This window comes from Lysinibacillus sp. C5.1, assembly GCF_016350185.1.
Taxonomy (GTDB): domain Bacteria; phylum Bacillota; class Bacilli; order Bacillales_A; family Planococcaceae; genus Lysinibacillus; species Lysinibacillus sphaericus.
In genome coordinates, this window is sequence record NZ_CP066226.1 from 4,267,060 (window position 1) to 4,293,694 (window position 26,635).

Here is a 26,635-nt window from a genome sequence, read left to right on the forward strand (position 1 = left end):
GTATGTACTTTTAAACTAATAGCAGAACACTTTACAACCAATTCATATATTCTTATCATTTTAAATTTGATTTTTCACAGTATGTTATTTTATGTAAATTCTTGATAAGCGTGCAACACCAATATGTCAGACCTTCATACATCTGCCATACCTCTAAAAGACCAATAAAAAGAGGCTGGGACAAAACCCTCCTCTAAAAACTAATAAGCCGTTGAAATTTTACTCATCGTAAAATTTCAACGGCTTTGATTATTTTTACATAAAAATAAGAACCACTTCTGATAAGATAAAAGTACACCACATACCAAATCTCTGAAAGAAGGGTTCTTATGTTCAAAAATTATAACATGAATCAATTAGTTTTGCCTTTAGATTTAGAAATGAAATTACAAAAGAATGACATTGCCTTCCATGTCCATCATTTAGTCGAAAGTATCCCGCCCGAAGCGTTTGAACCATTTCTTCGAAATGAGGGCTGTCCTGCCTATCATCCACGCATGATGCTTAAAATTATCTTATGTGCCTACACGCAATCCGTCTTCTCAGGGCGCCGAATGGAGGCGCTTTTAAAAGATAGTCTTCGGATGATGTGGCTAGCACAAGGGTATGAACCAACCTATCGCACAATCAACCGATTCCGTGTCCACTCAGAAGTCAAAGAGTTGATTCGACAATGCTTCGTTCAATTCCGCTGCCAGCTGGTACAGGAAGAATTAATTAATCAGGAAGCGATTTTTATTGATGGAACAAAAATTGAAGCGAATGCAAATAAATTTACATTCGTTTGGAAAAAGTCGATTGAGAAATATCATAACGGACTCATTGAAAAGTCCAACCAGCTATACAATGAGCTACTTGAAAAAGAAATCATACCCGAAATGGAACGGGAAAATGAACAGGAATTAGCATTGGAAGACCTTGACCAAATGGTCAAAAAAGTAGATGAAGTGATTTCTGAATACGATCGAAAAATTGGGGACTCATCGGATGTGGCAGAGCGAAAGGCTTTAAGAAAGGAACGAAAATTCCCAAAGCAAACGCGCAAACAATTAATCGACTATATGGAACGCAAACTAAAATATCAAAGAGACTTCGAAATCTTTGACGGACGAAATAGTTACTCGAAAACAGACCCGGATGCGACATTTATGCGTATGAAAGATGACTATATGAAAAATGGTCAATTGAAGGCAGGTTATAACATACAAGTAGCAACAGAGGGTCAGTATGCGCTTGCCTACAGCATTTTTTCGAATCCAACGGATACACGTACATTAATCCCATTTTTGGATGAAATCGAACAACATTATTTGAAGTTACCAAAACATATCGTAGCAGATGCTGGATATGGAAGCGAACAAAATTATGATGATATCCTTGTGAACCGTAAGCGAGAAGCCTTAATCACATACAACATGTATGTAAAAGAACAGAGGAAACCGTATAAGCAAAACGAATTCAATACAGGGAACTGGGCTTATGATGAAGAAAATGATCGATATACTTGCCCAAACCAACAACAGCTTGAATTTAAATATCGTACCACGAAAACGGATAAGTATGAGTACACGCGTGAGTTTAAGGTATACGAATGTGAAGACTGTTCCGACTGCCCCCTCCGTTCATTCTGTACAAAAGCAAAAGAAGGAACGAATCGAAAGTTAACAGTGAATGAGAAGTGGGAACAACAAAAAGAACATGTGAGAACAAAGCTTTCAGAAGAAAAAACGAGTACCATTTATCGTCAACGCAAAATTGACGTGGAACCCGTTTTTGGATTCTTGAAGGCTAATTTGCGTTTCACTCGATTTTCTGTACGAGGAAAATCGAAGGTTGATAACGAGATGGGTCTCGCATTAATGGCTGTGAATTTAAGAAAATTCACAGCCATTAGCTAAAAGCTATATGGAGACAACATAAAAAAACAGAGAAATCCGAATTTGAATAAATTCAAATTCGGATTTCTCACTAATCAAAGCTAGTTATGTCCCAGCCTCTTTAATAAAAAATAATTACTTACGCAGTTACAGTTTGTAGAGATTTTGCTACTTTTTTAACTGCTTCTAGGCCGTTTGCAATAATCTCTTCTGCTTTATCTTGTGAAGCATTATGACCTTCAATAATAACTTCTTCAATAATTTCCATACCGAATACGCCACCTACTACATTTTTAATATAGTTTACAGACATTTCCATAGGTTGTGCTTCTGGTGCAGAATAGTAACCACCACGAGCATTTAAGATTACAGCTTTTTTATCAGTCATTAGGCTAACTAATTGACCGTTTTCATCATATTTAAACGTGAAACCAGCTTGATATACATAGTCAATGAAAGTTTGTAATGTCGCTGGAATTGTTAAGTTCCATAATGGGAAAGCAAATACAACTACATCTGCTGCAGTTAGTGCATCCATCGCTTTTTGTTTTGCAGCTAAAAGACGAGATTCAATGTCAGATAATTCTTCACCGTTTTGAACTTTACCGAATGCATTGAAAAGATCTTGACCGAAGTATGGCATATCTTCAGCAAATACATCGAATGTTGTTACGTTTACATTTTGTACGTTTTCCATGAAAGTGTCGTACATTTTTGTTGAAATTCCGTCTGGGCGGTTGTTAGCTTTTACTACTAATACGTTCATTATATAATTTCTCCCTTGAGTTTCCTAAATTAATATCTCGAATTCAAGATATATCCTTATAATAAAAAAATTCCGATCAAAAGTCAACGTTAGGAGCCTCAGACTTTTGACTGAATCATTGTGAGTAAAATGCATAAACGCAATTACGCCTAAGCGTAATTGCGTCCAATTTTTTTCGAATTTGCTCGAATCGCTCCTCTTTCAAATCTGAAACATCAGCCGGAGCCCTTTAACTTGGTTGTGTCAATTCAACATTTATAAAGGTTACAGAAGCAAGTTAGATCTGACAACTATCATCTGTACAAACGCCTGCATCTCCAGAGCCTTCCATCTTTAACCCTGGTTGTAAGCCTTCTTCCTCCGCTACTTTACGCAAAGTATTTTCAAACACCTCTTGCGGTTGTGCTCCTGAAATACCGTATTTACGATTAAGCACAAAGAATGGAACACCTCGTACACCAAGCTGAAGCCCTTCCTGTATATCTACTTCCACATCACCTTTAAATTCATCACTAGCAAGAACCTTTTCAATATCCTCACGCTTGAAACCAACTTGTTCTGCGATTGCCACTAATACCTCATCATGACTAATGCGCTTTCCATCGATAAAATAGCCATGTAACAGCGCTTCAACTAATTCACTAGCGTCACCCTGTTGTTCAGCCCATTTCACAAGTCGATGTGCTTTTAATGTGTTTTCTGCCATCATCTGATCAAAATTATAATGTAAGCCTACTTCTTTTGCGCGAGCTGCCACACCTTGTGTCATTTCTTTCGCTTTTTCTAATGTCATACTATATTTCTGAGACAAAGATTCGTAGATAGACTCATTCGTATCCGCTGGTGTTGTCGGGTCAAGTTGATAGCTTTTATAAACAAGCTCCACTTGGCCCTCAAACCCTGTATCCTGAATTGCCTTTTCCAATTGTTTTTTGCCAATGTAGCAAAAAGGACAAACATAATCTGACCAAATTTCGATTTTCATAAAAAACACGCTCCTTTTGCTACATTGTAACGACACATGCTCTCTTCGAGCAATTTTTATGCTTCATTGCATAAATTTTCAAAGCTATCTCCATACTGAACGTAAAAACACTGTGAGGGTTATGTATGACACAATCTCTTTGGCTTGCAACAACCGACTCGGTTTCCTTGCCATCTTTAACAGCTTCGACTAAATGTGATGTTTGTATTATTGGAGGAGGATTGACTGGACTATATACCGCTTATGTATTAGCAAAAGCAGGTGTCGATGTTGTACTACTAGAGGCCAATTCAAAGCTAAGTCATGGTACGACTGGTCATTCAACAGGTAAACTAACTGCACAGCATGGCTTAGTCTACGCAAATCTTCTCGAAAAGCTTTCTGTAAACGATGCTAGACTCTATTATCATTTAAATCAACATGCTGTAGAGAAAGCATTACAATTCCTTCCTAAAGAGTCCATTCGGCCAGTTGACTCATACCTGTATTGTCAAACAAAAGAAGGCTACTCACAATTATTAAAAGAGTGGAATGCCTATAAAGTATTAAATGTAAAGGCAAAGATTACTTCTGAAACGGAGCTCCCTTTCCCTATTACAAAGGCACTTAGCATATCGCAGCAAGCTCAAATAAACCCTGTAATTGTAAGTAACTTTCTTATAAAAGAGGCATTATCAATGGGCGCGAAACTATATGCAAACACACGTGTCCAGCAATTACGGATAGCACAAAATGACTTACATACCGAAAAAAATATATCGGTTCAATATAATAAGCTTGTTTTGTGCACGCATTACCCAATTGAAGCCTTCAAAGGATTACAACTCCTAAAGCTTTCGAATAACCGATCTTATATGGTTGCCAGTAAAATAATGGAAACGTACCAAGGGCAGTATCTATCAGTTGATTTTCCTTCACGTTCTATTCGAACGACTACTATAAACGATGAGCACTATTTACTTCTCGGTGGGGCTAATCATATCGCAGGTGAAACGACCAATACGAAGCCCTTTTACGATGCTATTCAAAATGAAATGAAAGTACACTTTGGGCAGGAGCCACTTTATAGATGGTCGGCTCAAGATATCGAAACACCCGACATGGTACCTTATGTCGGAAAAATTACGCAGTCCTTACCAAATGTCTTTATCGCAACAGGATATCGCAAATGGGGGATTTCAAATTCATTCGTCGCTGGGGATTTACTGTCTTCACTTATTACAGGTACTGCGAAGAACAACGATGCAAGTACGCTTTATTCGCCTGCACGTACAAAATTTGGTGCGCAGTTTATGCAAATGCTGAAAGTCGGAGGCTTCGTGGCAAAGGAACTGGTCACAGGTTATATTAAAAATGGAAATGCTCCGACTTGTACGCATTTAGGCTGTAAAACAAAGTGGAATGAAGCGGATGAAACATGGGATTGCCCCTGTCATGGCTCCCGTTTTAATGCCCAAGGAGAAGTGTTAGAAGGTCCAGCAGTTCAACCACTAAAACTTGATTAATAAGGCACTAGTTGATGATAGCGTGAACGCACAAAACGCAAGACGCAGACATCATGGCATAGCAAAAAAAGTGTTAAATTGATGGCATTCAATCTAACACTTTTTCTATTTGTCTCAACCTCGTTCTTGAGTTTGGACAATACGCTATTTTATTTTAAAGCATCCGTTAATACTGGAACGATTTGTTTTTTACGAGATACAACACCTGGTAAAACAACACGGTTGTTTGTCAGCTCTGCACCAAATGCTTTTGCTGCCGCTTCTGCTACTTGTCCAATTGCAACAGCTGTTGAATCATTGTTTAAAATGTCTGTTACAACGAAGAAGAATAGATCTAAACCATTGTCAGCAACATTTTTATTTAAAAGAATTTCTAATTCTTCTTGTCGTCCAAGCACATCGTTAATATCAACAGCATTCACTTGGGCAACGACAGATTTATATTCACCAAACTGGAACTCTTTTGCATCTAAAGATAAAAGATCCTCTAAAGATTTATCTGAAAGGTCAGCGCCTGCTTTTAACATTGCTAGTCCATAGTCCGCAGCATCAACACCTGCGATTTTTGCAAGTTCCTCCGCAGCTTTGACATCCTGTTGTGTACAAGTTGGTGATTTGAACAGTAATGTGTCAGAAATAATAGCTGATAACATTAACCCTGCAATATTTGCTGGTATTACAACATCATTTTCTTTAAAGATTTTATTTAAAATAGTCGCTGTACAACCAACTGGTTCAGCACGGTAATACAATGGGTCAGCTGTTTGGAAGTTTGCAATACGATGGTGATCAATTACCTCTGTAATTTGTACTTCCTCAATGCCATCAGCCGATTGTTGGAATTCATTATGGTCTACAAGGATAACCTTTTCCGCTTCCCCTACTACAGAAGAAATAACACGCGGTGCCTCAAAGCCAAATTTGTCTAGTGCATATTTTGTTTCATTATTTAATTCGCCAAGACGTACTGCTTCAGCTTCTACTCCTATTTGTTGCTTTAAATATGCGTATACAATTGCAGATGTAATTGTATCTGTATCAGGATTTTTATGTCCGAAAACTAAAACTTTGCTCATTAATACTTTTCCTCCTAAATGACTTCTACATTTTCATTTATTTTAACATAATTTATGAAAGAACATGATATAAAGTAAAACTTTCATCATACGCTCCTTTTGAAAACTATGTTGTTGTTCATTAACGCTACACTATACTATAATAAAAGTATTTCACTCCATTTAATAGTTTATCTATTTTTTACCATGGATTTTTTTGATTTCCTTTGTTAAACATAAATTTCCTTATTTTAGATAGATAGATAGTTGTGATTTTTATACAAGAAACGATAATTTTATGCTATTATCATGTAGTCAAAATTTTTAGGAATTACAGGAATGGGGATTGTGATGACAAAGAAGATGGAAAAAAAGTATATTCCTTTGGCAAGCTATTTTGACGTGGCTTCGCAAAGTGAAATTACTTTATCCTTTAGCGCATTAGAAAACATTATGGGACAAGCCTTACCCAATGCTGCTTATTTAAATAAGAGCTGGTGGAAAAAAACAAAGCCTCCTCTTACGCATTTTTTATCTTGGACAAATGCAGGTTATTATGTCATAGATGTCAAATTAGGCACAAGTGTCACATTTTCTCGCACACAGGAGAAAATATCGACGGATCATATTTCTGAAAATAACGAAAATACTTCTGCGTACATAATCCGAGCGATTGAAGCATCAGATGCTAGAGCATTTATTCTTTTACAAGAAGAAATCCTTCAACAAACTGAATTTTTGTATAATGTTGAAAATGAGTTAGAGCTAACTGTACAACAACTTAGAAAAAACCTAGCTTATTGGAAGCAATTAAAAAACCGCACAATTTTGCTTTGCATTTTAAATGGCACGTTTGCAGGTTATGCAGTAATTCATGGTTATAAGCACTCTAAAGCCAAGCATGTTGCCTCAGTCCACTTGGCCGTGAAAGAAGAACACCAACGAAAAGGGATTGGCTCAGCACTTATGAAGGCAGTGGAAGACTGGGCTAACCAAAGAAATATCTCTCGCCTCGAATTATCCGTTATGGAGCATAATGATGCCGCATTACAGCTATTTAAAAAACTAGGCTTTGAACACGAAGGAACTCGCGTTAATGCTATTAAACTGAATGATACATTCAAGGCTGAATATAGTTTAAGTAAAATTTTATAAATTGTTTTTTCAAGGATGTCTAATATTTTAGTTGGACATCTTTTTACTTTTCTAGACCTTAGAACCAAAAACGTATAGATGAGCCTATTACTCCATCTATACGCTATACTTGATTAAAATACTTGCTTTTCTCTTGCTACATCTAAAAATAATAAGTTATTTTCTACTTGTTCATATGATTGTTGATATTGAGTGTATCGCTCTTTATCATGACTAACCATTTCCTCAATAAGAGCATGCATAAATGAAAATAGAACAGGTACCATATCTAAAGAGGATTGATTTTTTAAACCTAATGCAAATAGGGCACTTGCATAGTCTCTTATTGGTGACAACGCCGATCCGGTAATAGCAATAATTTTCACTTTTTTCATTTTCGCTATTTCAACAATCGTTTTCACATCATTGGAATGTTTATCACATGAAAAAACAATTAACGTAGTACGTTCGCTCATGCTGTTGATTTGTTGAACGAGATCATCTGAATCTGTACGTAGTTGCTTTACATTTGGTCGTAAAGTTTTCAACGTATACGATAACCAATTAGCAATAGAGGCTGCTTGTCTTGTACCTAAAATATAAACTGTATCTGCTTCATGCATCCATTTAGAGCTTTTTTGAAGCACCTTATCGTTCACAAGATGTATTGTATCTTGTATGTTTTGCATATCACGTTGCATGATTTTAGCAAAGCTTGAAGTTCTTTGCTTGCTCGCCGTATGTGCTGGTTGAAGAGGAACACTTTCATGTTGTGAGTTTAAATAACTTCTAATCTCTTCTTGTAGCTCCACATAACCTGACAAATCCATCGCATAACAAAAACGAATAACGGTTGATTCACTAACATTTGCCTGTCTACCTACTTCAGCTGCCCCATTAGCAATAACAACCGTTGGATTACTCATAACAAATTGCGCAACTTTACGTTGTCCTTTTGACAGTCTTACAAATCTTTTCTTTATATTTTCATTTATACTCATTCCTAACAACCTTTCTTTCAAAGAAATTATCACGAATGGAGATTATTCCCTACTGACTCTAAATTCGATTAAAAATACAGTATCATGATTGCAATTTGAATACAATGACTTTTCAGAAAAATCTTTAATGTATTAACACACTAACGCACTAGTTCATAATAAAATGACATAAAATCTCTATATTTATCATATCCAAAGTATCTTTATCAACTTAGTAGTTGGATAACAAGTAATCTACGAATTGAAATTTTAACATATTTTAGAAACAAGTGCATAAAAATAAATAAAACATAATTTTTATGTATTTAATAAAGCAGATTTCAAAAAAGTCTTGGATTCAAATTGAACCCAAGACTTTCCTTATGTTTACTATTCCAGTTCCATTTGTTTCGTTTCTGTGCCTAAAAATATGACACCAATAACCCCTATAATGATAGCACCACAAAAAATTGCAAAAATAAAACCGATATCATAGCCTGCTGTTAGTAATGATCCTACCAATAATGGACCAAAAATACCGCCAATTCGTCCAACTGCGGCAGCCATTCCTGCACCTGTACCACGAATAACGGCTGGGTACTGTTCTGGTGTATAAGCATAGAGTGCACCCCACGCGCCTAAATTAAAGAATGATAATAGCATCCCAGATGTTAATAGCACCGCCATTGTTTCTGCATTACCAAAAATGAAAGCACTTACAGCGGTTCCAGTTAAATAGGAAACAAGTACAAATTTGCGTCCAAATTTTTCAATAAACCATGCCGCTGTAAAGTAACCCGGAAGCTGAGCTAAAGTCATAATCAACACATACTTAAAGCTAGTAATCATATCAAAACCTTTTCCGACCATTACACTCGGTAACCATAAAAACATACCGTAATACGAGAATACTACTGTAAACCATAGCACCCATAGCATAAGTGTCGAACGGGCATATTTTTTCGACCATACATCACGTATGTTGAGAAAAATGCTACGTTTTTTAGATTCAGCCTTCGCAGTAAACTGTGGTGAATCGGGTAAATGCCAACGCAGGTATATAGCGTACACTGCTGGAATTGCTGTTAACAACAAAGCGACACGCCAGCCCCATGTCGGGATAACAAAATAAGAAATCAGTGCGGCAATAAGCCAGCCTGCTGCCCAAAAGCTCTCTAGTAATACCACTACTCTTCCACGTTCCTTTGCCTCCACACTTTCAGAAACAAGAGTAGATGCTACCGGTAGCTCTCCACCGAGCCCCATCCCTACTAAAAAGCGTAATGCCATAAATGCGATTAAAGTTGTTGTAAATGCCGAAATACCACTTGCCACAGAAAATAATATAAGCGTCCACATGAACACTTGCTTACGACCGACTTTATCTGCAAAAATACCAAAGATGAGTGCGCCAACTGCCATTCCTATAGAATTAACACTGCCAATCCAACCCATCTGACTTTTAGTTAAATCCCAATCTACCGCGAGCGCTGTAATAACGAAAGATAAAATACCGACGTCCATTGCATCAAAGAGCCAGCCAACACCTGCTACACCCAAAAGCTTGTTACGTGATATAGATTGTTCTTGCTTAATTGTTGTCATCTTAACCACCTGTCTTTACACTTGACTTTACATTACGAGTTTACTATACAGTTGTTTCAAGAAAGTGACAAGTAAAATTCAAATGACCGAATTGTTTAGACAATTTATTAATTGCTATTGAAAATAGATGGTCATTTGCGTTAAAATGTCTCTTATACAAAAACAACTGTTCTTTCTATAAGAACAAAAGGAGATCGTTACGTTATGTGGAAAGGCCTTATTGAAGAATATAAACAATTTTTACCCGTAACAGAAAATACACCTGCTCTAACATTAAACGAAGGCAATACGCCTCTTATACATTTAGTTAATCTTTCTAAACAGCTTGGTATTGAGCTGTATGGTAAAATAGAAGGTGCAAATCCAACTGGTTCTTTCAAAGATCGTGGTATGGTATTTGCCGTAGCCAAGGCTATTGAAGACGGTAGTAAATGTGTTATTTGTGCCTCAACAGGCAATACTTCAGCGGCTGCTGCAGCTTATGCAACACGTGCAGGTATCCAATCTATTGTTGTGATTCCTAAAGGGAAAGTAGCCCTTGGTAAATTAGCACAAGCGACAATGTATGGTGCAAAAATAATTGAAATTGATGGTAATTTCGATGATGCATTAAACATCGTGCGTCAAGTGAGTGAAACAACACCTGTAGCACTTGTTAACTCAGTTAACCCATATCGCATTGAAGGGCAAAAAACAGCTTCTTTTGAAATTGTAGATGCTTTAGGATCTGCTCCAGACTATTTATGCATTCCAGTAGGTAACGCAGGAAATATTACTGCTTACTGGAAAGGCTTTAAAGAATATAATGATGTCAAAGCTTCAGGTTTACCAAAAATGTACGGCTTTGAAGCAGAAGGTGCCGCAGCAATTGTAAAAGGTGAACCAATCGCTAACCCAGAAACAGTTGCAACAGCTATCCGTATCGGTAACCCTGCTAGCTGGCAGTATGCTGAAGCAGCACGAGATGAGTCTGGCGGCATTATTGACTCTGTAACAGACGAAGAAATTTTAGCAGCTTATAAGCTAATTGCAGGAACGGAAGGCATTTTTGTTGAGCCTGGTTCAGCTGCATCATTAGCAGGTGTTATTAAATCTGTTGAAAACGGTAAAATTGTCAAAGGCTCAAAAGTCGTGACAGTCTTTACTGGTAACGGCTTAAAAGATCCTGACACGGCAATGAACGTTTCAACAGTAGACGTTGTTGCTCTAAAAAATGATGAAGAAGAAATCCGCAAATATATCGAGGGCGTACTATGAGTAAAAAGTGGCAAATCACCGTTCCTGGGAGCACAGCCAATTTAGGCCCTGGCTTTGATTCTATTGGACTCGGCTTGTCTCTTTACTTGAAATTAGATGTTTCCCTACAGGATAGTTGGGAGATTATACATCTCGATGACAACGGTCCTAGTGAATTTGAGCTTGAGCAACATTTACTATACATTATTGCCAAAAAAATCGCTGATCAGTATAAGAAGAATTTACCTACTTGCCGTGTTGAAATGGCAAGCGAACTTCCTTTAGCTCGTGGTTTGGGCAGTAGTGCAGCCGTTATAGTTGCAGGTATTGAACTAGCCAACCAATTATGCGATTTGAAGTTAACTGTGCAAGACAAGTTAAATCTATCTTCTCAGATTGAAGGGCATCCTGATAATGCTACTGCCTCAGTACTTGGAGGCTTGACTATATCTTCAATGGATGAAAACGGTATTGTAGATACTTTCCATGTCAATGATATCAATGCTTCATTTGTTGTTTATGTCCCTGATGTGGAGTTGAAAACGAGTGAGTCACGCTCGGTCTTACCAAAACAATTTGATCGGGCTTATGCAGTACGTGCTTCTGCAAATGCAAATATGCTAGCTGCATCGTTAATGGTTCGAGATTTTGAACGTGCTGGGCACTATATGGAAGCTGATTTGTTCCATGAGCCTTTCCGTTCAACATTAATACCACAATATGCGGAGATTAAAGAAGCTGCAAAAGCAAATGGTGCTTATGGTACAGCATTAAGTGGAGCTGGTCCAACACTAATTTCCATCATCCCTACTGCTATTGCCGAAGGCTTTGTTGCAACAATGCAAGCAAAATTCCCAGAACATCATATCATTCTAACGAAGGCCGATGAGCATGGTGTACAAGTAATATAAATTTACAACGTCTACTTCAAAGTAGGCGTTTTTTCTTGAAGGAGGCTGTAACTTGAAACCAATTATATTTTGCGACTTTGACGGTACTATAACCGAAACAGATAATATCGTCTCACTTATGACGCATTTTGTCCCTGAACAATCTGAAAAAATTGCGAAGGCGATGATGGCCCAAACAATAAGCTTTAAAGACGGCATTACAGCTATGTTTGAACTATTATCGACTAACCAAAAAGATGACATCATTCAATATTTACTGGAGACCGCTGTAATTCGTGAAGGCTTTAGAGAATTCGTTCATTATGCACAGGAACACAATATTTCATTTTATATTGTCAGCGGAGGGGTCGATTTTTTCATACAACCAATGCTTGAAAAGTTTGGTCCATTTTCAGGGGTTTATTGCAATAGTGCTGACTTTTCTGGAGAGCAGATTACTATTGTTTATCCAAATAGCTGCGATGCACAATGTGCAAAGTTTACAACTCAAAGTTGCGGTTGCTGTAAACCAACTGTCATGCGTAAAGTGACACAGCCCGATCATTTCAAAATTGTTATTGGTGACTCTATTTCTGATTTTGAAGCTGCTAAACAAGCGGATTTAGTATTAGCTAGAGAACAGTTACTTGACCACTGTAAAGATTTACAAGTTCCTTATGAGCCATTTAACACTTTTTATGATTGCTTGGAAACAGTTAAAAAATTAATAGAAGTATAAAAAAAGGAATCTAGCCGATATCCATTGACTAGATTCCTTTTTCATTTAATTATGCTAATAATACTAGACTAATAGCCATTACAGCCATTCCTGCAACTAATCCATACATCGATAAATGTGTTTCATCGTAGCGCTGTGCAGCGGGGAGTAGCTCATCTAATGATATAAAGACCATAATTCCGGCAACACCGGCAAATACAATCCCAAACATGACGTCTGTTAAAAAAGGCATTAATAGCAAATATGCTACTAGCGCACCAACAGGCTCTGCTAACCCTGATAAAAAAGATAGTTTAAACGCTTTTCTACGATTGCCTGTAGCAAAAAAAATAGGTACTGATACAGCAATTCCCTCTGGTATATTATGAATGGCTACAGCAATTGCAATAGCAATACCAACATTCGGATCGTTTATTGCGGACATAAACGTCGCAATACCTTCAGGGAAATTATGAATCCCAATGGCAAGAGCAGTGAAAACCCCCATCTTCATCAGATGGTTTTCATCTACCTGTGGTTTTACGGCATTAACATCTTCAACAAGCTTAACCTCATGGGGATTAGTCGATTTTGGAATAAATTTATCAATCAATGCTATAAATAACATTCCGCCAAAGAAACCTGCTATCGTCAACCAATAACCGTTAGTTGTACCTAAAGCATTCGTTAAAGCATCTTTTGCTTTTACGAATATTTCCACAAGTGATACATAGATCATAACACCAGCGGAAAATCCAAGGGCTATCGATAAAAATTTTGTATTTGTGCGTGATGTAAAAAATGCTATTAAGCTCCCTACTCCTGTTGCAAGTCCAGCAAAAAGGGTTAACCCTAAGGCGAATAATATTGATCCTTCCAAGTCCTTCTTCCTTTTCTCTTTTTCTTATTGTACTCATCTTAGCTTAAAAGTTTCCTAGAAGCAATTCTTTTTTACTAGGTAAATATTCTATACAAAAACTTAATAATTTTCTCATATAAAGGAAGTAGTCCCAATAAAGGACTGTCCGCAAAAGCACACGCCATATTACGCTATTCTATTACGTAAAAATCCACTTCACTTCTCATAGGCACGTCATTCGACTAGCACTACTAAAAAGAGCAGCACCCTTTGAAGGGTACTGCTCACATTAGTACTATTGTTTTATAGTATTCTTTTTATATAATCGTTTACGTCGCTCATACCAAAGTACACAAATGATAAACCATGTGTAACCGACGCACCAGCCAGCTAGTACATCAGAAGCAAAATGGCGCGCACCTGCTATACGTGATAGACCAATAAGTATTGTCAGTGCAATTGCCCCTACCCAAAGCTGTATTTGACGTGCTTTGCTGTTATTTTCAGATAACAAATAAGCAACGGTAAACAAATACAAAATGCCTGACATAGCATGTCCTGATGGAAAACTAAACGATGTTAATTGATCTTCTATTTCTGGTCGAGGTCGTTGAATCCATTTTTTTAGCAATTGATTCAGTACATTACCTCCTGCAAATGTTAACAAAACAAATAGCATGCCTCGGTAATTTTTTACCCTCCATGCTAAATACACCATTAATATAAGCGCAACGGTAATGACAAAACTCGGCTCACCGATATAATGAAAAGCTTCGATAAACGGATTACCAAATAATATGTCTGCCACTTTTGTATCAAAATTAAAAATTGTCTCACCCTGATATGTTAACCGCAACATAAAAAAAGCGATTAGCGTTACTATTGCTAATGGAAATGCCCATTTTTTTATCAAAATTTCACCTCAAAATACATTCACGAATTGTTTTTTCACATCATACCATAATTACGTGAAATAGAGGAGTATATTCATATATTTCGGCATTTATAGCATCAGTAAACACTTAATATCACGAGCTAGTCGAATAGATGCTTCATCCGATTTATTGAAGTAATTTGAAAGTGCTAATGCAACAATAAATAAAATAGCTATTATAGGTAGTATTTTTCTAAACAACATCAGCACTCTCCAACCCTCTGATATTTCATTCTTCAGACTATTTTAATAATACTGGGTCAAATAACCAATCTTTCGGTCCAAAGTTTTGATCTTTTTCTCCTCTAACTTCTCTAGAAATACGATTATTAATAATTAACTCCCTGAACTTTCTACTAAATAGTGTTTTTCTGTACAGATATCTGCCATCATGACTCCATTCAGACGAATAAAATACATCACCACTTAAAGTTATTATATCGTTACGATCATAAATATCAGGACCATTAATGACACCGCTTAACCCACATTTGCAAGGTGGTTGTTCAGTAGCAAAATACAGTTTAATTCTTTCAGCGCTACATCCAGGCATTATCTGTGTTGGGATTATTTGATATGCAGGCTGTTTTCCAACTTCTGATCCGCTATGCATTACTTCCAATAGTTCATAGCCCTCAATTTTAGCTTGCTTCATTAGTGCCACTAATTCTTCGGAAGCTACCCAGTACCCACTTACATGGACTAAATGACGATCTTTCATTTGCGAAGTATCAATGACTAATGGTGAGAGTTGCTCTTTTTCCATTAGACCACACTGCTTACAATACGTACTGATAGAAAATAAAGTCCCTTTATCATCTACAAACATCTCTGGGGAATTCCCCGTAGAATTTAAAGTAAATAATGGCGCTTGTTCATACTCGCTCTCCGAAAAATCAAAGTAAAAACGTTCTCCAATAGAGACAATCCCTAATTCATGTTCCAATGATTTATATAATGCTGCCACCTGCTCATACGTCACATCTTCATTTAAAGTAAAAATAGGATTAAAAGATGCCTTCAAATTTCTTTTTCTGATTTCAGGCGCACCTACCAAAATACCATAGCGATTATAAACTTTAATGACTTGATCTTTATTAGATTCATCTATAGAGATTAAATTTTCAAGTTCTACTTTCAAATTATACGCCTACCTTTATTAAAGTTTTATCTTGAATATGCTGTCTAGCTAGTAACATTACAAAAAAATCCACTTTCTACTATATAAACAAATTAATAATTTATTAATTAATGAACCATACACTTACACTATTACGCACTATGGCAAATAAACTTAACCACGATTAAGTTAAGCGTACCAGTACTTATACCACCATTTCAATGTTGTGTTTACGCCACTTTTTTGGCGGACTTCGCTAGATTTTTTGGCGTGATTTGGCGGTAATACAAAAACACCGCCAAAAAATGGCGGTGTTTAATACACATAATAGGTATTTAGAATTATAAATACAGAAAATTATTCTAATTATAGGCAATGCCTCTTGGTATTCACCTAAAATACCCTTTTATAGTAAAATATAACAATAATTTTATATATTGTACCACATTCTAAAACTAGAGTAAATTCATTCGTTCTGCAAGGTTTACTGCTTCTGTACGTGAATCTACATTGAGTAGGGAAAATAACTGTGTTAAATATCTTTCAGTTGTTCGCTGAGGAATATTTAACTCGATCGCTATTGCTTTATTTGTATGCCCTTTAGCAATCAATCTTAAAATTTTCTTTTCTTTTTCATTTAAATGTATATCGAGCTTTGCATCCTGCAGTTTAAAGCGATTATCAAGAAAATCTAAGAAATTTTTTGGTAACACAATTTCACCATTGGCAATGGCTCGAACCGTCCGTAATATTTGCTCTTTAGATGCTGTCTTCGCTAAAATCCCCTCGATCTTTCTTTCCAAAATGAGTGGATAATAATCCGTAATATCATCCCCTGTATAAAGGATAATCGACGCATCCACCTGAAGAGCTTTAATATTTCGAGCTAAATGAATGCCATTTTCTAAAGGCATATTGATATCAATAAGATAAATATCATATGGCTTGTTTTTAATTTTTGGAATGACAGAAGTTGCATCACTTTCTGTATCCACTAAAATATCTTCATTTTCTTTAAATAGATTTTTTGTTCCCTCTAACACAATTGGGTGATCATCCACTATGAGCATCGTTATCAAGTGTGTCACTTCCTTCTTTTACTGTAATTCTAATAGACATCCCTTTATTAATATGGGTATCCATGTAAAAGTGTCCATTAAAGGCTTTTACACGCTCTTGCATACCACGAATCCCCATCGATTCTGCCACTATAATATCATTTACATTACAGCCTACCCCATCATCCTGATAAATGATTTCAAATCCATTGTCCATTTCCTTAAGATGAATTTCAACTGTTGTCGCATAGGAATGTTTCATAGCATTGTTGAGTAATTCTTGAAATAGACGGTAAATCATTAAGTTCATTCGCTCATCCTCTAGATAGAGGCGATCGATTGTATAGATTAACAAAAAACTAGCTCTTTCTGTTACTTTTCGAATGAGTTTTTCTAAGGCTGCATTTAGCCCTAGTGTGTCTAATAGCGGGGGTTTCAAATTTTCACAATAAGCTCTTAAATCGTGTAAAGATGTAACCATTTGTTGATGAATCTTTACAAGTTTTTGTTGGATTTCTACTGTATCTTTTGCATTTATTAAGACATCTATTTCTCGAGCAATATGGAGTTGCTCTTGTAAGTTCGTATCATGCAATTCTTGAGCTAATTGATATTTTTCCTCTTCAAACCTTAACCACAGTAGTTTGTTTAGCCAAGGTAATTGACCATCATCTGCTTGCTTCATATGCTTTAGTTCCTCTAACAGTTCTTCCACCATTTTTGTATTTTCTATAAAATTATTTACATATAACAGGAGCAACTCGAGCCATAGTAGCTCTTCTTCTTTTAAATGAATTGAATTATTATGCCCCAATACTAAGGCTCTTTTGTAATGAGCATCTTGATGGAGGAAAGCTAGATAGACTTTGTCAAGTTTCCGTATTTCTCCTAATCTTAAATCTTCCATTAACATAGGATTTATAGGAATCTTTCCCTCAACCATTGAAGTAAATTGATTTGTGTCATAGTCATAGGTTAATACAAATACATGCTCAAGCTCAAGGTGCAGTGAAACCTCTTGTGCAAACCTTTCTAGAAGCTCATCTAATTTAATCGTTTTGCCGATTCTATCTACAGCAATATATAACTGATGTATATAATCACCTTTAGTAGAAAACAATATTTTACGCTTGCGATAATCGACCTTCTCTTTTATGTAGAAAAGAACAACCAACGATAAAAAAGTAAACAATGAAATACCTGATATCACAGTCATCGTTAAAAATTTCCCAGCGATCCAATACAAACCAAAAGCAAACCACAAAGTAAATATTAAAGAGAATATTACATAGTACCGAAGTCTTGTAATGTGATATTCAATATCAAATAATCGTTCCGCTAGTTGAGTAAAAATAAAGCTAAATGGAATCAACAATAAAAATAAAGCACTGATTTCAGCGGAAAGAATATATCGATTAAATAATATAAGTGGAATTGCATAAAGAAACAAGAATGGAAGAAAAGGAATCATTACGCCATTTAACAAAATTTTCAACTGAGGTGATTTATATTTAAAATAGCTTAGCAATAAAATGCCAAGTATAGTAATAAGGAAAATTAAGAAAACAGTTAAAACAATATTTGAAAGGAAATCATGCAAGTCATAATAAATAATACCAATGTAGCCAAATAGCATGGCTATAATCGGTAGTAGATAAAATAATTTAATATTGTTAGAAAGTATCCAATTTGCCTTTAAAAAAATAAAATAGTTTCTCAAAAAATGTAAAAACAATACTAAACATAATAGCATACTCCCTCGATTGACGATAATACCTATACTGTTTAGACTGCCAGATGCACCGCTACTAAGATAGGCTATAGAGACCGATAGCATAAATAAAATAAGCAATCTTAATAGCGAGGTGTTTTTTTGTTTACAATACAAATAAAGGACAATAAAAAATGTTAAAAAATAATAACACGCTGGGATTACCAATACAAAATAAAAGTGGTCAGTAAAATCTAAACTACTTACCTCAACATCGATAATTTGACCATCAGGCTTTAAAATAGTTAACATATTTGCTGCCCTAATAACAAAATCATCTTTGACATAAGGAATAGCGTCAATTGGAACATTATCTATGTTTAAAATAATATCGTTCGCAGAGATTCTTTGCCCAGTCAATAATGGTCCATATGATTTTTCCACTACCCAGTTTCCATTTATTTCTTTTATATCTATACCCAAATAAGGCTTGCTATAAGTAACATATAGTAGGTAGAAACCTAGCAGAATGTAAACACTTATAGCAAGCATAAACCATTTTCGTATAATTATATTTAGTTCCAAATTGTTTGTTGTAGGCATAGTTCTTCTTCGAATGAGTCAAGTATAGCCTGTTGTTCAGTTGCTGAAAAACCAATTAATGCGACTTTCTGTTCTTTTAACAGTGATACTAGTGCAGGGTTTTGTTCTAGATACTGAATTACATTAATCATAAAAATCTCTCCTCATCTCATTAGTTTTATTAGGTATTCTTTACCTACTTTGTTTATAGCAACATTTTCGAGATTATTCAATGCTTTTAGCTTATAGAGGTTCTTCATCGTAATGGCATAGCGTATTGCGCCACCATTTTTCAGCTCATTTTCTATAGCATTTTTATCCAAAAATGTAACTATATCTTTATTATAATAGTTTATCACATATTTTGAAACACTATTATTTTGTGACATTAGATAAATAATTGGTAACGAATATTTTTTATTTATAAGGTCATTCTTAGGTCCCCATGTTTTTAAACCTTGAATATCATTTTTTATTTGTTGAATAATACCTATATATTTTCCGTATTCTTCTATTTCAGCAGTCATTTCTCCTTTGGCAAGTACTTCACCAATAACACAACTCATTGCTGTTAGGGAACCTGATTTTTGGTCAATCATTTGTAAATATGATTTCTCATCTCGACAATCATTGAGTACATCTAACTGCTGGCCACTAATACTTCGCAAAGCATATTCTTGTAATAATCGAAGGGCCATATTTTTGTGTTCAAAAGTAGTGCTATGTATAGTCTTAGATGACATAACGAGCATGGCTAATGCAACATTTAATGCAAGTTCGGGTGTTTTGCTCCAAATATAATCAGAATCCTTATCCTGTAAATCATCAATAATATCATAGGACAATATTAGAAGTTCAATAGCTGCAGCGACTTTATAAATATCATCATTCAAACAATCTACAAATGCTTCATAATGCCAAAAACATAGTTTGCCAAACGAATAGCCTGTAACTACTTTTTCTTCTTTAAAGCTTTTAAGCATTGTTTTTAATTCATCACCAAGCATTGCATCATTTTCAATAATTATGTCTAAAGATTCATTAATGTGTCCATCTATATCCTTCAATAGCCCTCTTCCTCCTTAATTATATTATTCAATATTATATATATTTTTGGTAATTAATTCTATCATTTACGAGTTAAATGAATTAGTATTCACCTTTTCTACCTATCACTGATAATAAAAACATATATACCGCCAAATAATGGCGGTATTTTCAAATAGCACGCCAGTTTTTTGCTAAAAAGTAGTATAAAAAATGGCGGGATAATACTAGTGACCGCCATTTTTTGGCGTTAACTGACCATTGAAATGGCGTCCTGACAGATGTTACGCTTAAGGTAGGTAAAATTCATCTGTAATATATGTGACACAATCTGGAGTTTTTGCCTTATGTTAATTTTAAAATTCTCCAAATTAGGAGTGATTGAAATGGCTAATGGAGTAAATAACACTATACTAATACTTACAGAAACTTTTTCCTGCACGATTTATGTAGCGGCAGAAGAAATCACTATTAAAAAGCCTTCACACGAACAACAATCTATTGAAGAACTAATTATTCAAGCAGAGCAACGAGCTTATCAAGAAACTTTAGCAGCATACAAACTTAAATCTACTCTATCTAACTCCATTTGTGATACATCTGGTTTTGAAGATACTTTTCAGCAAAAAATGGATGCCTATATGGCGCAATATAAGATTGTAAAAGTGTCCGATGACGATTTATTATTATTGTCTTTAGTGAGTCCTTTAACTTCTGGTTTGAATCTTCATACCCCGATGATTTATAAAGCTCCTCATTGCAGCATTATGTATGCCCGAGGGAAGCAAATACTATCTCTTAATCACCATAGCATCGGCAGTAATACCGTTAACAATGCAGACTTACCAACTGATGTTACAAATACAGATTATATTGCCTCTACAAAGACTTTCGATTCTGTTACTAAGGCAAGTGAAGCTTATTATTACTGTCCGACTAATTTTACTGGATTATGCATTAATGAGAGCGGTATTTCTTTTAATATTACTTCAGCCTTCAATAGCTGGAATAAAACTTCTATTAAACATTAAAGTACAACCTTCATTCATGGCGAGGTGAGGTGTGACACAAACAGAGTCACCCTCTTGCCTACCATCCTTTTCTTCCCTACTTCTTCACACATATTGCTATATCTTACAAAGCAAAAAGAGGTGCCACAAATTACTTGTGACACCTCCCATTCTTATTAACCTTTTACATAGTAAACATCTTGTCCGCTTTCAATGATAAAGTCAGGTTTAGGCTTACCTGCATTTGCTTTATGACCAGCAATATGCTCAGGGCTCTTCTCCCAATTTTTCCATGCTTCTTCAGATTCCCAACGAACCATAATAAGCACTTCTTCATCGCCACGACGTACTTTTTTTACAAGGACTTGCTTATCGATAAAACCTGGTTGCTGTTCAAGTAGTGATGGACCATCCTTTTTAGCTCCAAAACGCTCTACAACCTTATTGGCATTGCCTTCTGTAACGACCATACGCTTAATTTGAACAAACATATTAGTTAAACGCCTTTAAAATATCGTCAGCTTTTGCAGTTTCTGATAATAAACCGCCACCTGATAGGTACCAATATTCTGGATTTAGATAGAAAATTTTACCGTTCTTAGCAGCGTTAGTAGCACTAACGATTTCATTTTCAATAGCAGCTTTTGTACCAGACTCACCTTCAGGGTTAACTGCCGCATCACGGTCAACTACGAATAACATATCTGGGTTTTTCTCACGTACGTACTCAAAGCTTACGTTATCACCATGTGTATCAACTTTAATTGTATCATCAACAGCTTTTACACCAAATACATCATGAATAACACCAAAACGTGAACCAGGACCATATGCAGATAATGAACCTTCACTACCTAAAACGATTAAAGCTTTGTCTTCAGATGAAGCAGTTTTTGCTTTGATCTCTTCTACTTTCGCTTCATATGCAGCAAATGCATCAGCAGCTTCTTTCTCTTTACCGAAAATTTTACCAGCTAATTCAGTGTTTGTTTTAAATGATTCCATAAATTTCGCGTTATCTACACCAACGAATACAGTTGGTGCAATTTTAGATAATTCTTCGTAAGCAGCCGCTTGACGACCAGAAATAAAAATAATGTCTGGGCTCATAGAAGAAATTGCTTCAAAATCAGGCTCTTTTAAAGAACCAACGTTTACATACGTAGTGTCAGCATATTTGCTTAAATAACTAGGTACTGATTGTTGTGGCACACCTGCAACGTCAACGCCTAAAGCATCTAAAGTATCAAGGAAACCATAGTCAAATACAACAATATTTTTTGGTTGTTCTTTAAGTGTTACTTCTTCAAATGTATTTTCGCCCATTGTACTACCTGGGATTGTGATTGGGTAAGCAGAAGCAGCTTCATTTTGCTCTTCAGCAGGTTTATTATCTGTTGAACCTTTATCGTCTTCTTTTGATTCTTCTTTCGAACTACAAGCAGCTAATACTAAAAGCATCATTGCCATTAGCACAGTAAGTAATTTCCAATTTTTCATTGTGAAATGCTCCTTTAATTGTTTTTATATTTTTAGATAGGTAGGACTATCTATTATTACTATGAGTTAAAATAGACACAAATGCGACAGCCATTCTGCTCTTGAACAGGGATATCCATATCATAGATTTCCTTTAATGCATCTGAGTTAATAATGTCATTCGTTGGACCATCTTTTACAACACGTCCATTTTTTAAAGCGACGATATGATCAGAATAGACAGATGCAAAGTTAATATCATGTAAAACAATGACAACTGTTTTTCCTAACTCATCGACCAACTTACGCAATATTTTCATGATTTGCACGGAATGCTTCATGTCCAAATTGTTAAGTGGCTCATCTAATAGAATATAGTCGGTGTCCTGCGCAATGACCATTGCAATAAATGCCCGTTGACGCTGACCACCCGATAATTCATCCAAGTAGTTATGCTGAATATCGTCTAAATTCATATATTGTATTGCCTCATCTATTTTTTGCTCATCCTCTGGTTTTAGGTTCCCTTTTGAATAAGGAAAACGACCAAATGATACAAGTTCGCGTATTGTTAGACGTACATTCATGTAGTTTGATTGCTTTAAAATCGATACGCGCTTTGCAAAGTCATCGGATTTCCAGCGACGCACATCCGATTTATCCAGTAGTACTTCTCCAGTGTCTGCATTCAGTAAACGGCTTACCATTGAAAGCAATGTTGATTTACCTGCACCATTTGGTCCGATAAAAGACGTAATTTTTCCTGGTGCAACGTCTACACTAACATCTTGAATGACCGGCTTTTTCCCAAAAAACTTAGAAATCTCTTTTACTTGGATCATCCTGCTGACCTACTTTCCTTCAATAATAAGTAGATGAAGTACACACCACCTACAAAGTTTATAATGACGCTAAGTGTTGTATCGAAGTTAAAAATACGCTCGACCATCCACTGTCCACCGACTAAAGCAACAATACTCATCACACAAGAGCCTGCGATTAACACAGAGTGCTTGTACGTCTTGAAAAACTGATACGATAAATTCGCTACGATTAAGCCAAAGAATGTAATAGGCCCAACAAGAGCTGTAGAAACGGCAATTAATATAGAAGATAGAATAAGCATGCGCTGTACAAGCTTATCATAAGGTACTCCTAAGTTTATCGCTGTATCACGACCAAGGGACATCACATCGAGTTGGCTCATATGGCGCCATCCGTATATAAAAGTTCCGACAATCACAAAACCTGCTAACCATACTAAATCTGAATTCACATTATTAAAGCTGGCGAACATTTTACTTTGTAAACTTAAGAACTCATTAGGATCAATTAATACTTGGAAGAATGTTGTGACACTTCCTAAAAACGTTCCGACAATCATTCCGACAAGCAGTAGGAAGTAAATCGGTCGTTTCCCTTCTTTGAACAATACCCGGTAGAAAATAAGTGCAAAAATTACCATAGCTGTAACAGCTAACATGAAATTATATTGCGCGTTAATAACGAATATGGACATAGAACCAAAGAAGTAATAAATAATTGTTTGCACCATCATATATAACGCATCAAGTCCCATAACACTTGGTGTTAATATCCGATTATGTGTAATCGTTTGGAATACCACTGTGGAATACGCAATGGCAATTCCCGTTAATGCCATCGCCACCACTTTAATGAGGCGACGAGGGAACGCATAATGATAGTTCCCATTTAGTTCATAAAAGACATACAGTAACATAGCAATTACTGCTAATCCTAGTAATATCAACATTTTGGTACGGTTACGCATATGCTCTCCCCCTAAACAACATAAATAGGAAGATGGCACTTCCGATGACGCCGACCGTCATACTAATCGGAATTTCGTAAGGGAAAATCAAGACGCGTCCTAAAATATCACATAATAATAGGAATGACATTCCGAGTAATGCTGTATGTGGTAATGTCTTTGCAAGGTTATCCCCTTTGAATAGCGATATGATATTTGGAATAATTAATCCAAGGAAAGGAATCATACCAACAGTTAATACCACCGTAGTTGTTACGAGTGCTACTAACACTAGACCTAAATTCACAACGAATTTATAGGAAAGACCAAGATTTTTTGCAAAATCTTCACCCATTCCAGCCACTGTGAAACGATTCGCATAAATGTAAGCTAAAATTAGAACAGGTACACTTATGTATAAAAGCTCATAACGACCTTTCATTATTAAAGAGAAATCTCCTTGTAACCATGCAGTAATGTTTTGAATTATATCTGCCTTATACGCAAAGAATGTCGTAATCGACGAAAGAATATTTCCGAACATTAAGCCAATAAGCGGTATAAAAATCGCATCTTTAAACTTTATTCGATTTAATATTTGCATAAACAATAATGTGCCGGCTAAAGCAAATATGAAAGCGAAGGAAATTTTTTGGAAGTACGTGACATTTGTAAAAAACATCATTGAAATTAGGACACCTAATTTCGTAGCATCTAAAGTTCCTGCTGTAGTTGGTGACACGAACTTATTCCTACTTAAGCTTTGCATAATTAAACCAGCAATACTCATACCTGCACCTGCTAGCAAAATTGCTACAAGTCTTGGTACACGACTAATAATAAATAGTCTAGTTTCTTCTGAACCGAAGTCTAATAAGTCACTTGGTTTAATATTTACTACACCAATGAATAGCGACACAATAGACAACACAACAGTTGCTGTTAAAAGATATCTTATTTTCATTGTAATCCCCGGTAGATTCATTTTTGCTTGTAATTAATTATCGGATGAAAATGATTATCATTACTCACGATTCTCATTATAAGCATCTTTCTATTATCAGTCAACCAACTATTGAGAATTGTTCTCGTTTTAGTTGGAAATACTTGAAAACTTTGATTTTTCAACAATAATATTGGCTAAACGACTTATTTTTCGATGCATTTCAACGAGCTCCCCAACGCTCAAGTTCTTCCAAAATAAAAAGGTAATTGAGAATGGCATAGCTTATCCTTCTCAATTACCTTATATTTACACTACTCGTCTTATGCCTCGTAACCACGCAAAAATAATAGACCCCACCAAAATAAATCCTACATAGCCCATCACTGCATATAATTTTGATACAAGTGTCGTAAAGCCCACTAAGCTTGCCAAAAATCCTAAACCACCCATAAAAATTACAGCAACTTTAAAGCTAGGCTTTGTTGGTTTAAAAAATCGTACCGTAAACGAATAAAACATCCCTACCGCCGTATTGTAAATCATCCCTAATAATGAAAATGACATTAATAAACCTACGATTGGATGAATTTCATTCGCCAATGCTAACATTGGAATATCCAACCCGACAATAACGTTCATTTTAGCTAGAAGAGAAAAATGAATAAGTAGAATGAGCGCGCCTAACAACAGTCCCCCAATAATGCCACCCATACCTGCAATTCGTTCATTACGGATTGCGCCACACATCACTGTAAGGAGCGAGAAGCATACGCCGATATTAAAAGACATATACAGCAACGCCGTTACCCACCAGCTTTTAGAGGATGTTTGTAATTGCTGTTCTGCTATTGTTGCTTGCTCCGCAAACGATAAATCCATCGTAGCTATTGAATAGACTGCAATAATCGTAACAACAGCTAATAAATAAGGCGTTGCAATTGCAATAATATTAATAATGCTTTTTACATTCATCATTACTGTCATCATGGTGAGGGCAATCATACAAATGCTCCCCAGCCATACGGGTAGTCCAAACATTTGCTCAAACGTAGCGCCAGCACCAGCAAACATAATAACTGATACACCAAACAAAAATAGCGATAGAACAAAGTCCATTAAAAAACCAATCGTATTCCCTGAAATTTGATAAATCAAATCCTTATGGGACGTTGTCTGCAACCTCGAACTAATTTGTGCTGTACACATTCCCACAAAGGCAAACCATAGTGTCGCTAAAAGAGCACCTAAAATCCCCTTATTGCCATAACTCGTGAAATACTGAATGATTTCTTGTCCTGATGCAAACCCCGCACCGACGATAATTCCTACATAAGCACCGCCGATTTGTAAGCTCTTTTTCAATCACT

The 26,635-nt window shown here is 35.9% G+C and carries 27 protein-coding genes; 7 read left to right on the forward strand and 20 right to left on the reverse strand.

Going from position 1 to position 26,635, the window contains the following annotated elements; all coding sequences use genetic code 11:
- Positions 1-329: 329 nt before the first annotated feature.
- Positions 330-1,898, forward strand: coding sequence for an IS1182 family transposase (locus I5435_RS20970; protein ID WP_337982917.1), 1,569 nt, complete (start codon positions 330-332; stop codon positions 1,896-1,898).
- Between the two features lie 118 nt (positions 1,899-2,016).
- Here I5435_RS20970 and I5435_RS20975 read toward each other — a convergent pair whose 3' ends face one another.
- On the reverse strand, positions 2,017-2,643 hold the full coding sequence (locus I5435_RS20975) for an FMN-dependent NADH-azoreductase (protein ID WP_024361348.1): 627 nt from the start codon (positions 2,641-2,643) through the stop codon (positions 2,017-2,019).
- A gap of 277 nt (positions 2,644-2,920) precedes the next feature.
- On the reverse strand, positions 2,921-3,628 hold the full coding sequence (locus I5435_RS20980) for a DsbA family oxidoreductase (RefSeq protein ID WP_025220722.1): 708 nt from the start codon (positions 3,626-3,628) through the stop codon (positions 2,921-2,923).
- Positions 3,629-3,753: 125 nt separating this feature from the next.
- Here I5435_RS20980 and I5435_RS20985 point away from each other — a divergent pair, with 125 nt between their 5' ends.
- Complete coding sequence (locus I5435_RS20985) at positions 3,754-5,133, forward strand: FAD-dependent oxidoreductase (RefSeq protein ID WP_337982918.1); 1,380 nt, start codon at positions 3,754-3,756, stop codon at positions 5,131-5,133.
- A 149-nt stretch (positions 5,134-5,282) separates the two neighbouring features.
- Here the strand turns inward: I5435_RS20985 and I5435_RS20990 are convergent, their stop codons facing one another.
- On the reverse strand, positions 5,283-6,209 hold the full coding sequence (locus tag I5435_RS20990; RefSeq protein ID WP_024361351.1) for a manganese-dependent inorganic pyrophosphatase: 927 nt from the start codon (positions 6,207-6,209) through the stop codon (positions 5,283-5,285).
- Positions 6,210-6,539: 330 nt separating this feature from the next.
- Between I5435_RS20990 and I5435_RS20995 the strand changes: the two genes are divergently transcribed.
- A complete protein-coding gene (locus I5435_RS20995; protein WP_024361352.1) occupies positions 6,540-7,343 on the forward strand; it encodes a GNAT family N-acetyltransferase in 804 nt (267 codons plus the stop codon).
- Positions 7,344-7,456: 113 nt separating this feature from the next.
- Here the strand turns inward: I5435_RS20995 and I5435_RS21000 are convergent, their stop codons facing one another.
- Together I5435_RS21000 and I5435_RS21005 are read right to left on the reverse strand one after the other, a co-directional pair.
- A complete protein-coding gene (locus I5435_RS21000) occupies positions 7,457-8,323 on the reverse strand; it encodes a MurR/RpiR family transcriptional regulator (protein WP_024361353.1) in 867 nt (288 codons plus the stop codon).
- Positions 8,324-8,692: 369 nt separating this feature from the next.
- Entirely contained in the window at positions 8,693-9,907 is a 1,215-nt protein-coding gene (locus I5435_RS21005) for an MFS transporter (protein WP_337982919.1), read from the reverse strand.
- Between the two features lie 204 nt (positions 9,908-10,111).
- Here I5435_RS21005 and thrC point away from each other — a divergent pair, with 204 nt between their 5' ends.
- From thrC to I5435_RS21020, 3 genes are read left to right on the forward strand one after another with little or no spacing between them, the layout of a single operon-like run.
- Positions 10,112-11,164 (forward strand): threonine synthase, encoded by a 1,053-nt coding sequence (gene thrC / locus I5435_RS21010; protein ID WP_024361355.1) that lies wholly within the window; start codon positions 10,112-10,114, stop codon positions 11,162-11,164.
- The gene (thrB, locus tag I5435_RS21015; RefSeq protein WP_024361356.1) at positions 11,161-12,054 is read left to right on the forward strand and encodes a homoserine kinase; all 894 of its coding nucleotides are present in this window, start codon (positions 11,161-11,163) and stop codon (positions 12,052-12,054) included. Before thrC ends, thrB begins: the two co-directional genes overlap by 4 nt.
- 52 nt (positions 12,055-12,106) lie before the next feature.
- Positions 12,107-12,772 carry a 2-hydroxy-3-keto-5-methylthiopentenyl-1-phosphate phosphatase gene (locus I5435_RS21020; RefSeq protein ID WP_337982920.1) on the forward strand — a complete coding sequence of 222 codons (666 nt, stop codon included), beginning with the start codon at positions 12,107-12,109 and terminating at the stop codon, positions 12,770-12,772.
- A 49-nt stretch (positions 12,773-12,821) separates the two neighbouring features.
- Here the strand turns inward: I5435_RS21020 and zupT are convergent, their stop codons facing one another.
- The 8 genes from zupT to I5435_RS21060 all read right to left on the reverse strand — a co-directional run bounded on the left by zupT (position 12,822) and on the right by I5435_RS21060 (position 20,082).
- Positions 12,822-13,631 (reverse strand): zinc transporter ZupT, encoded by an 810-nt coding sequence (zupT, locus tag I5435_RS21025; protein ID WP_024361358.1) that lies wholly within the window; start codon positions 13,629-13,631, stop codon positions 12,822-12,824.
- A 274-nt stretch (positions 13,632-13,905) separates the two neighbouring features.
- Positions 13,906-14,520: a phosphatase PAP2 family protein gene (locus tag I5435_RS21030; RefSeq protein WP_024361359.1), complete on the reverse strand. Its 615-nt coding sequence runs from the start codon at positions 14,518-14,520 to the stop codon at positions 13,906-13,908.
- Between the two features lie 93 nt (positions 14,521-14,613).
- Positions 14,614-14,748, reverse strand: a complete 135-nt coding sequence (locus tag I5435_RS21035) for a hypothetical protein (RefSeq protein WP_255313803.1) — start codon at positions 14,746-14,748, stop codon at positions 14,614-14,616.
- 37 nt (positions 14,749-14,785) lie between these two features.
- Entirely contained in the window at positions 14,786-15,685 is a 900-nt protein-coding gene (locus I5435_RS21040; protein ID WP_025220727.1) for a hypothetical protein, read from the reverse strand.
- Between the two features lie 434 nt (positions 15,686-16,119).
- Positions 16,120-16,734, reverse strand: coding sequence for a response regulator (locus I5435_RS21045; RefSeq protein ID WP_229389892.1), 615 nt, complete (start codon positions 16,732-16,734; stop codon positions 16,120-16,122).
- Positions 16,718-18,985 (reverse strand): sensor histidine kinase, encoded by a 2,268-nt coding sequence (locus tag I5435_RS21050; RefSeq protein ID WP_029747105.1) that lies wholly within the window; start codon positions 18,983-18,985, stop codon positions 16,718-16,720. Before I5435_RS21050 ends, I5435_RS21045 begins: the two co-directional genes overlap by 17 nt.
- A 23-nt stretch (positions 18,986-19,008) precedes the next feature.
- Positions 19,009-19,167 (reverse strand): competence pheromone ComX, encoded by a 159-nt coding sequence (gene comX, locus I5435_RS21055; RefSeq protein ID WP_024361363.1) that lies wholly within the window; start codon positions 19,165-19,167, stop codon positions 19,009-19,011.
- A 12-nt stretch (positions 19,168-19,179) separates the two neighbouring features.
- Positions 19,180-20,082 carry a polyprenyl synthetase family protein gene (locus I5435_RS21060; RefSeq protein ID WP_337982921.1) on the reverse strand — a complete coding sequence of 301 codons (903 nt, stop codon included), beginning with the start codon at positions 20,080-20,082 and terminating at the stop codon, positions 19,180-19,182.
- A 366-nt stretch (positions 20,083-20,448) separates the two neighbouring features.
- On the opposite strand from I5435_RS21060, the gene I5435_RS21065 reads away from it, so the two are divergent.
- Complete coding sequence (locus I5435_RS21065) at positions 20,449-21,093, forward strand: hypothetical protein (RefSeq protein ID WP_337982922.1); 645 nt, start codon at positions 20,449-20,451, stop codon at positions 21,091-21,093.
- Positions 21,094-21,248: 155 nt separating this feature from the next.
- Here the strand turns inward: I5435_RS21065 and I5435_RS21070 are convergent, their stop codons facing one another.
- The 7 genes from I5435_RS21070 to I5435_RS21100 all read right to left on the reverse strand — a co-directional run bounded on the left by I5435_RS21070 (position 21,249) and on the right by I5435_RS21100 (position 26,630).
- On the reverse strand, positions 21,249-21,563 hold the full coding sequence (locus I5435_RS21070; protein WP_024361366.1) for an antibiotic biosynthesis monooxygenase family protein: 315 nt from the start codon (positions 21,561-21,563) through the stop codon (positions 21,249-21,251).
- A 1-nt stretch (position 21,564) separates the two neighbouring features.
- On the reverse strand, positions 21,565-22,572 hold the full coding sequence (locus I5435_RS21075; RefSeq protein ID WP_024361367.1) for a siderophore ABC transporter substrate-binding protein: 1,008 nt from the start codon (positions 22,570-22,572) through the stop codon (positions 21,565-21,567).
- 59 nt (positions 22,573-22,631) lie between these two features.
- Positions 22,632-23,393: an iron ABC transporter ATP-binding protein gene (locus I5435_RS21080; RefSeq protein WP_024361368.1), complete on the reverse strand. Its 762-nt coding sequence runs from the start codon at positions 23,391-23,393 to the stop codon at positions 22,632-22,634.
- Entirely contained in the window at positions 23,390-24,343 is a 954-nt protein-coding gene (locus I5435_RS21085) for an iron chelate uptake ABC transporter family permease subunit (protein ID WP_024361369.1), read from the reverse strand. Before I5435_RS21085 ends, I5435_RS21080 begins: the two co-directional genes overlap by 4 nt.
- Positions 24,336-25,286, reverse strand: a complete 951-nt coding sequence (locus I5435_RS21090) for an ABC transporter permease (RefSeq protein ID WP_024361370.1) — start codon at positions 25,284-25,286, stop codon at positions 24,336-24,338. The genes I5435_RS21085 and I5435_RS21090 overlap by 8 nt, the downstream gene beginning before the upstream one ends.
- A gap of 129 nt (positions 25,287-25,415) precedes the next feature.
- On the reverse strand, positions 25,416-25,547 hold the full coding sequence (locus I5435_RS21095) for a hypothetical protein (protein WP_337982923.1): 132 nt from the start codon (positions 25,545-25,547) through the stop codon (positions 25,416-25,418).
- 27 nt (positions 25,548-25,574) lie between these two features.
- The gene (locus tag I5435_RS21100) at positions 25,575-26,630 is read right to left on the reverse strand and encodes a YkvI family membrane protein (RefSeq protein ID WP_024361371.1); all 1,056 of its coding nucleotides are present in this window, start codon (positions 26,628-26,630) and stop codon (positions 25,575-25,577) included.
- Positions 26,631-26,635 lie beyond the last annotated feature (5 nt).

What these genes read in the sequence shown, in the direction of transcription:
- I5435_RS20970 (WP_337982917.1), top strand. Translation starts at nt 330, where the DNA reads ATGTTCAAAAATTATAACATGAATCAATTAGTTTTGCCTTTAGATTTA.
- I5435_RS20975 (WP_024361348.1), bottom strand. Translation starts at nt 2,643, where the DNA reads ATGAACGTATTAGTAGTAAAAGCTAACAACCGCCCAGACGGAATTTCA.
- I5435_RS20980 (WP_025220722.1), bottom strand. Translation starts at nt 3,628, where the DNA reads ATGAAAATCGAAATTTGGTCAGATTATGTTTGTCCTTTTTGCTACATT.
- I5435_RS20985 (WP_337982918.1), top strand. Translation starts at nt 3,754, where the DNA reads ATGACACAATCTCTTTGGCTTGCAACAACCGACTCGGTTTCCTTGCCA.
- I5435_RS20990 (WP_024361351.1), bottom strand. Translation starts at nt 6,209, where the DNA reads ATGAGCAAAGTTTTAGTTTTCGGACATAAAAATCCTGATACAGATACA.
- I5435_RS20995 (WP_024361352.1), top strand. Translation starts at nt 6,540, where the DNA reads ATGACAAAGAAGATGGAAAAAAAGTATATTCCTTTGGCAAGCTATTTT.
- I5435_RS21000 (WP_024361353.1), bottom strand. Translation starts at nt 8,323, where the DNA reads ATGAGTATAAATGAAAATATAAAGAAAAGATTTGTAAGACTGTCAAAA.
- I5435_RS21005 (WP_337982919.1), bottom strand. Translation starts at nt 9,907, where the DNA reads ATGACAACAATTAAGCAAGAACAATCTATATCACGTAACAAGCTTTTG.
- thrC (WP_024361355.1), top strand. Translation starts at nt 10,112, where the DNA reads ATGTGGAAAGGCCTTATTGAAGAATATAAACAATTTTTACCCGTAACA.
- thrB (WP_024361356.1), top strand. Translation starts at nt 11,161, where the DNA reads ATGAGTAAAAAGTGGCAAATCACCGTTCCTGGGAGCACAGCCAATTTA.
- I5435_RS21035 (WP_255313803.1), bottom strand. Translation starts at nt 14,748, where the DNA reads ATGTTGTTTAGAAAAATACTACCTATAATAGCTATTTTATTTATTGTT.
- I5435_RS21045 (WP_229389892.1), bottom strand. Translation starts at nt 16,734, where the DNA reads ATGCTCATAGTGGATGATCACCCAATTGTGTTAGAGGGAACAAAAAAT.
- I5435_RS21050 (WP_029747105.1), bottom strand. Translation starts at nt 18,985, where the DNA reads ATGCTTGCTATAAGTGTTTACATTCTGCTAGGTTTCTACCTACTATAT.
- comX (WP_024361363.1), bottom strand. Translation starts at nt 19,167, where the DNA reads ATGATTAATGTAATTCAGTATCTAGAACAAAACCCTGCACTAGTATCA.
- I5435_RS21065 (WP_337982922.1), top strand. Translation starts at nt 20,449, where the DNA reads ATGGCTAATGGAGTAAATAACACTATACTAATACTTACAGAAACTTTT.
- I5435_RS21070 (WP_024361366.1), bottom strand. Translation starts at nt 21,563, where the DNA reads ATGTTTGTTCAAATTAAGCGTATGGTCGTTACAGAAGGCAATGCCAAT.
- I5435_RS21075 (WP_024361367.1), bottom strand. Translation starts at nt 22,572, where the DNA reads ATGAAAAATTGGAAATTACTTACTGTGCTAATGGCAATGATGCTTTTA.
- I5435_RS21080 (WP_024361368.1), bottom strand. Translation starts at nt 23,393, where the DNA reads ATGATCCAAGTAAAAGAGATTTCTAAGTTTTTTGGGAAAAAGCCGGTC.
- I5435_RS21085 (WP_024361369.1), bottom strand. Translation starts at nt 24,343, where the DNA reads ATGCGTAACCGTACCAAAATGTTGATATTACTAGGATTAGCAGTAATT.
- I5435_RS21090 (WP_024361370.1), bottom strand. Translation starts at nt 25,286, where the DNA reads ATGAAAATAAGATATCTTTTAACAGCAACTGTTGTGTTGTCTATTGTG.
- I5435_RS21095 (WP_337982923.1), bottom strand. Translation starts at nt 25,547, where the DNA reads ATGCCATTCTCAATTACCTTTTTATTTTGGAAGAACTTGAGCGTTGGG.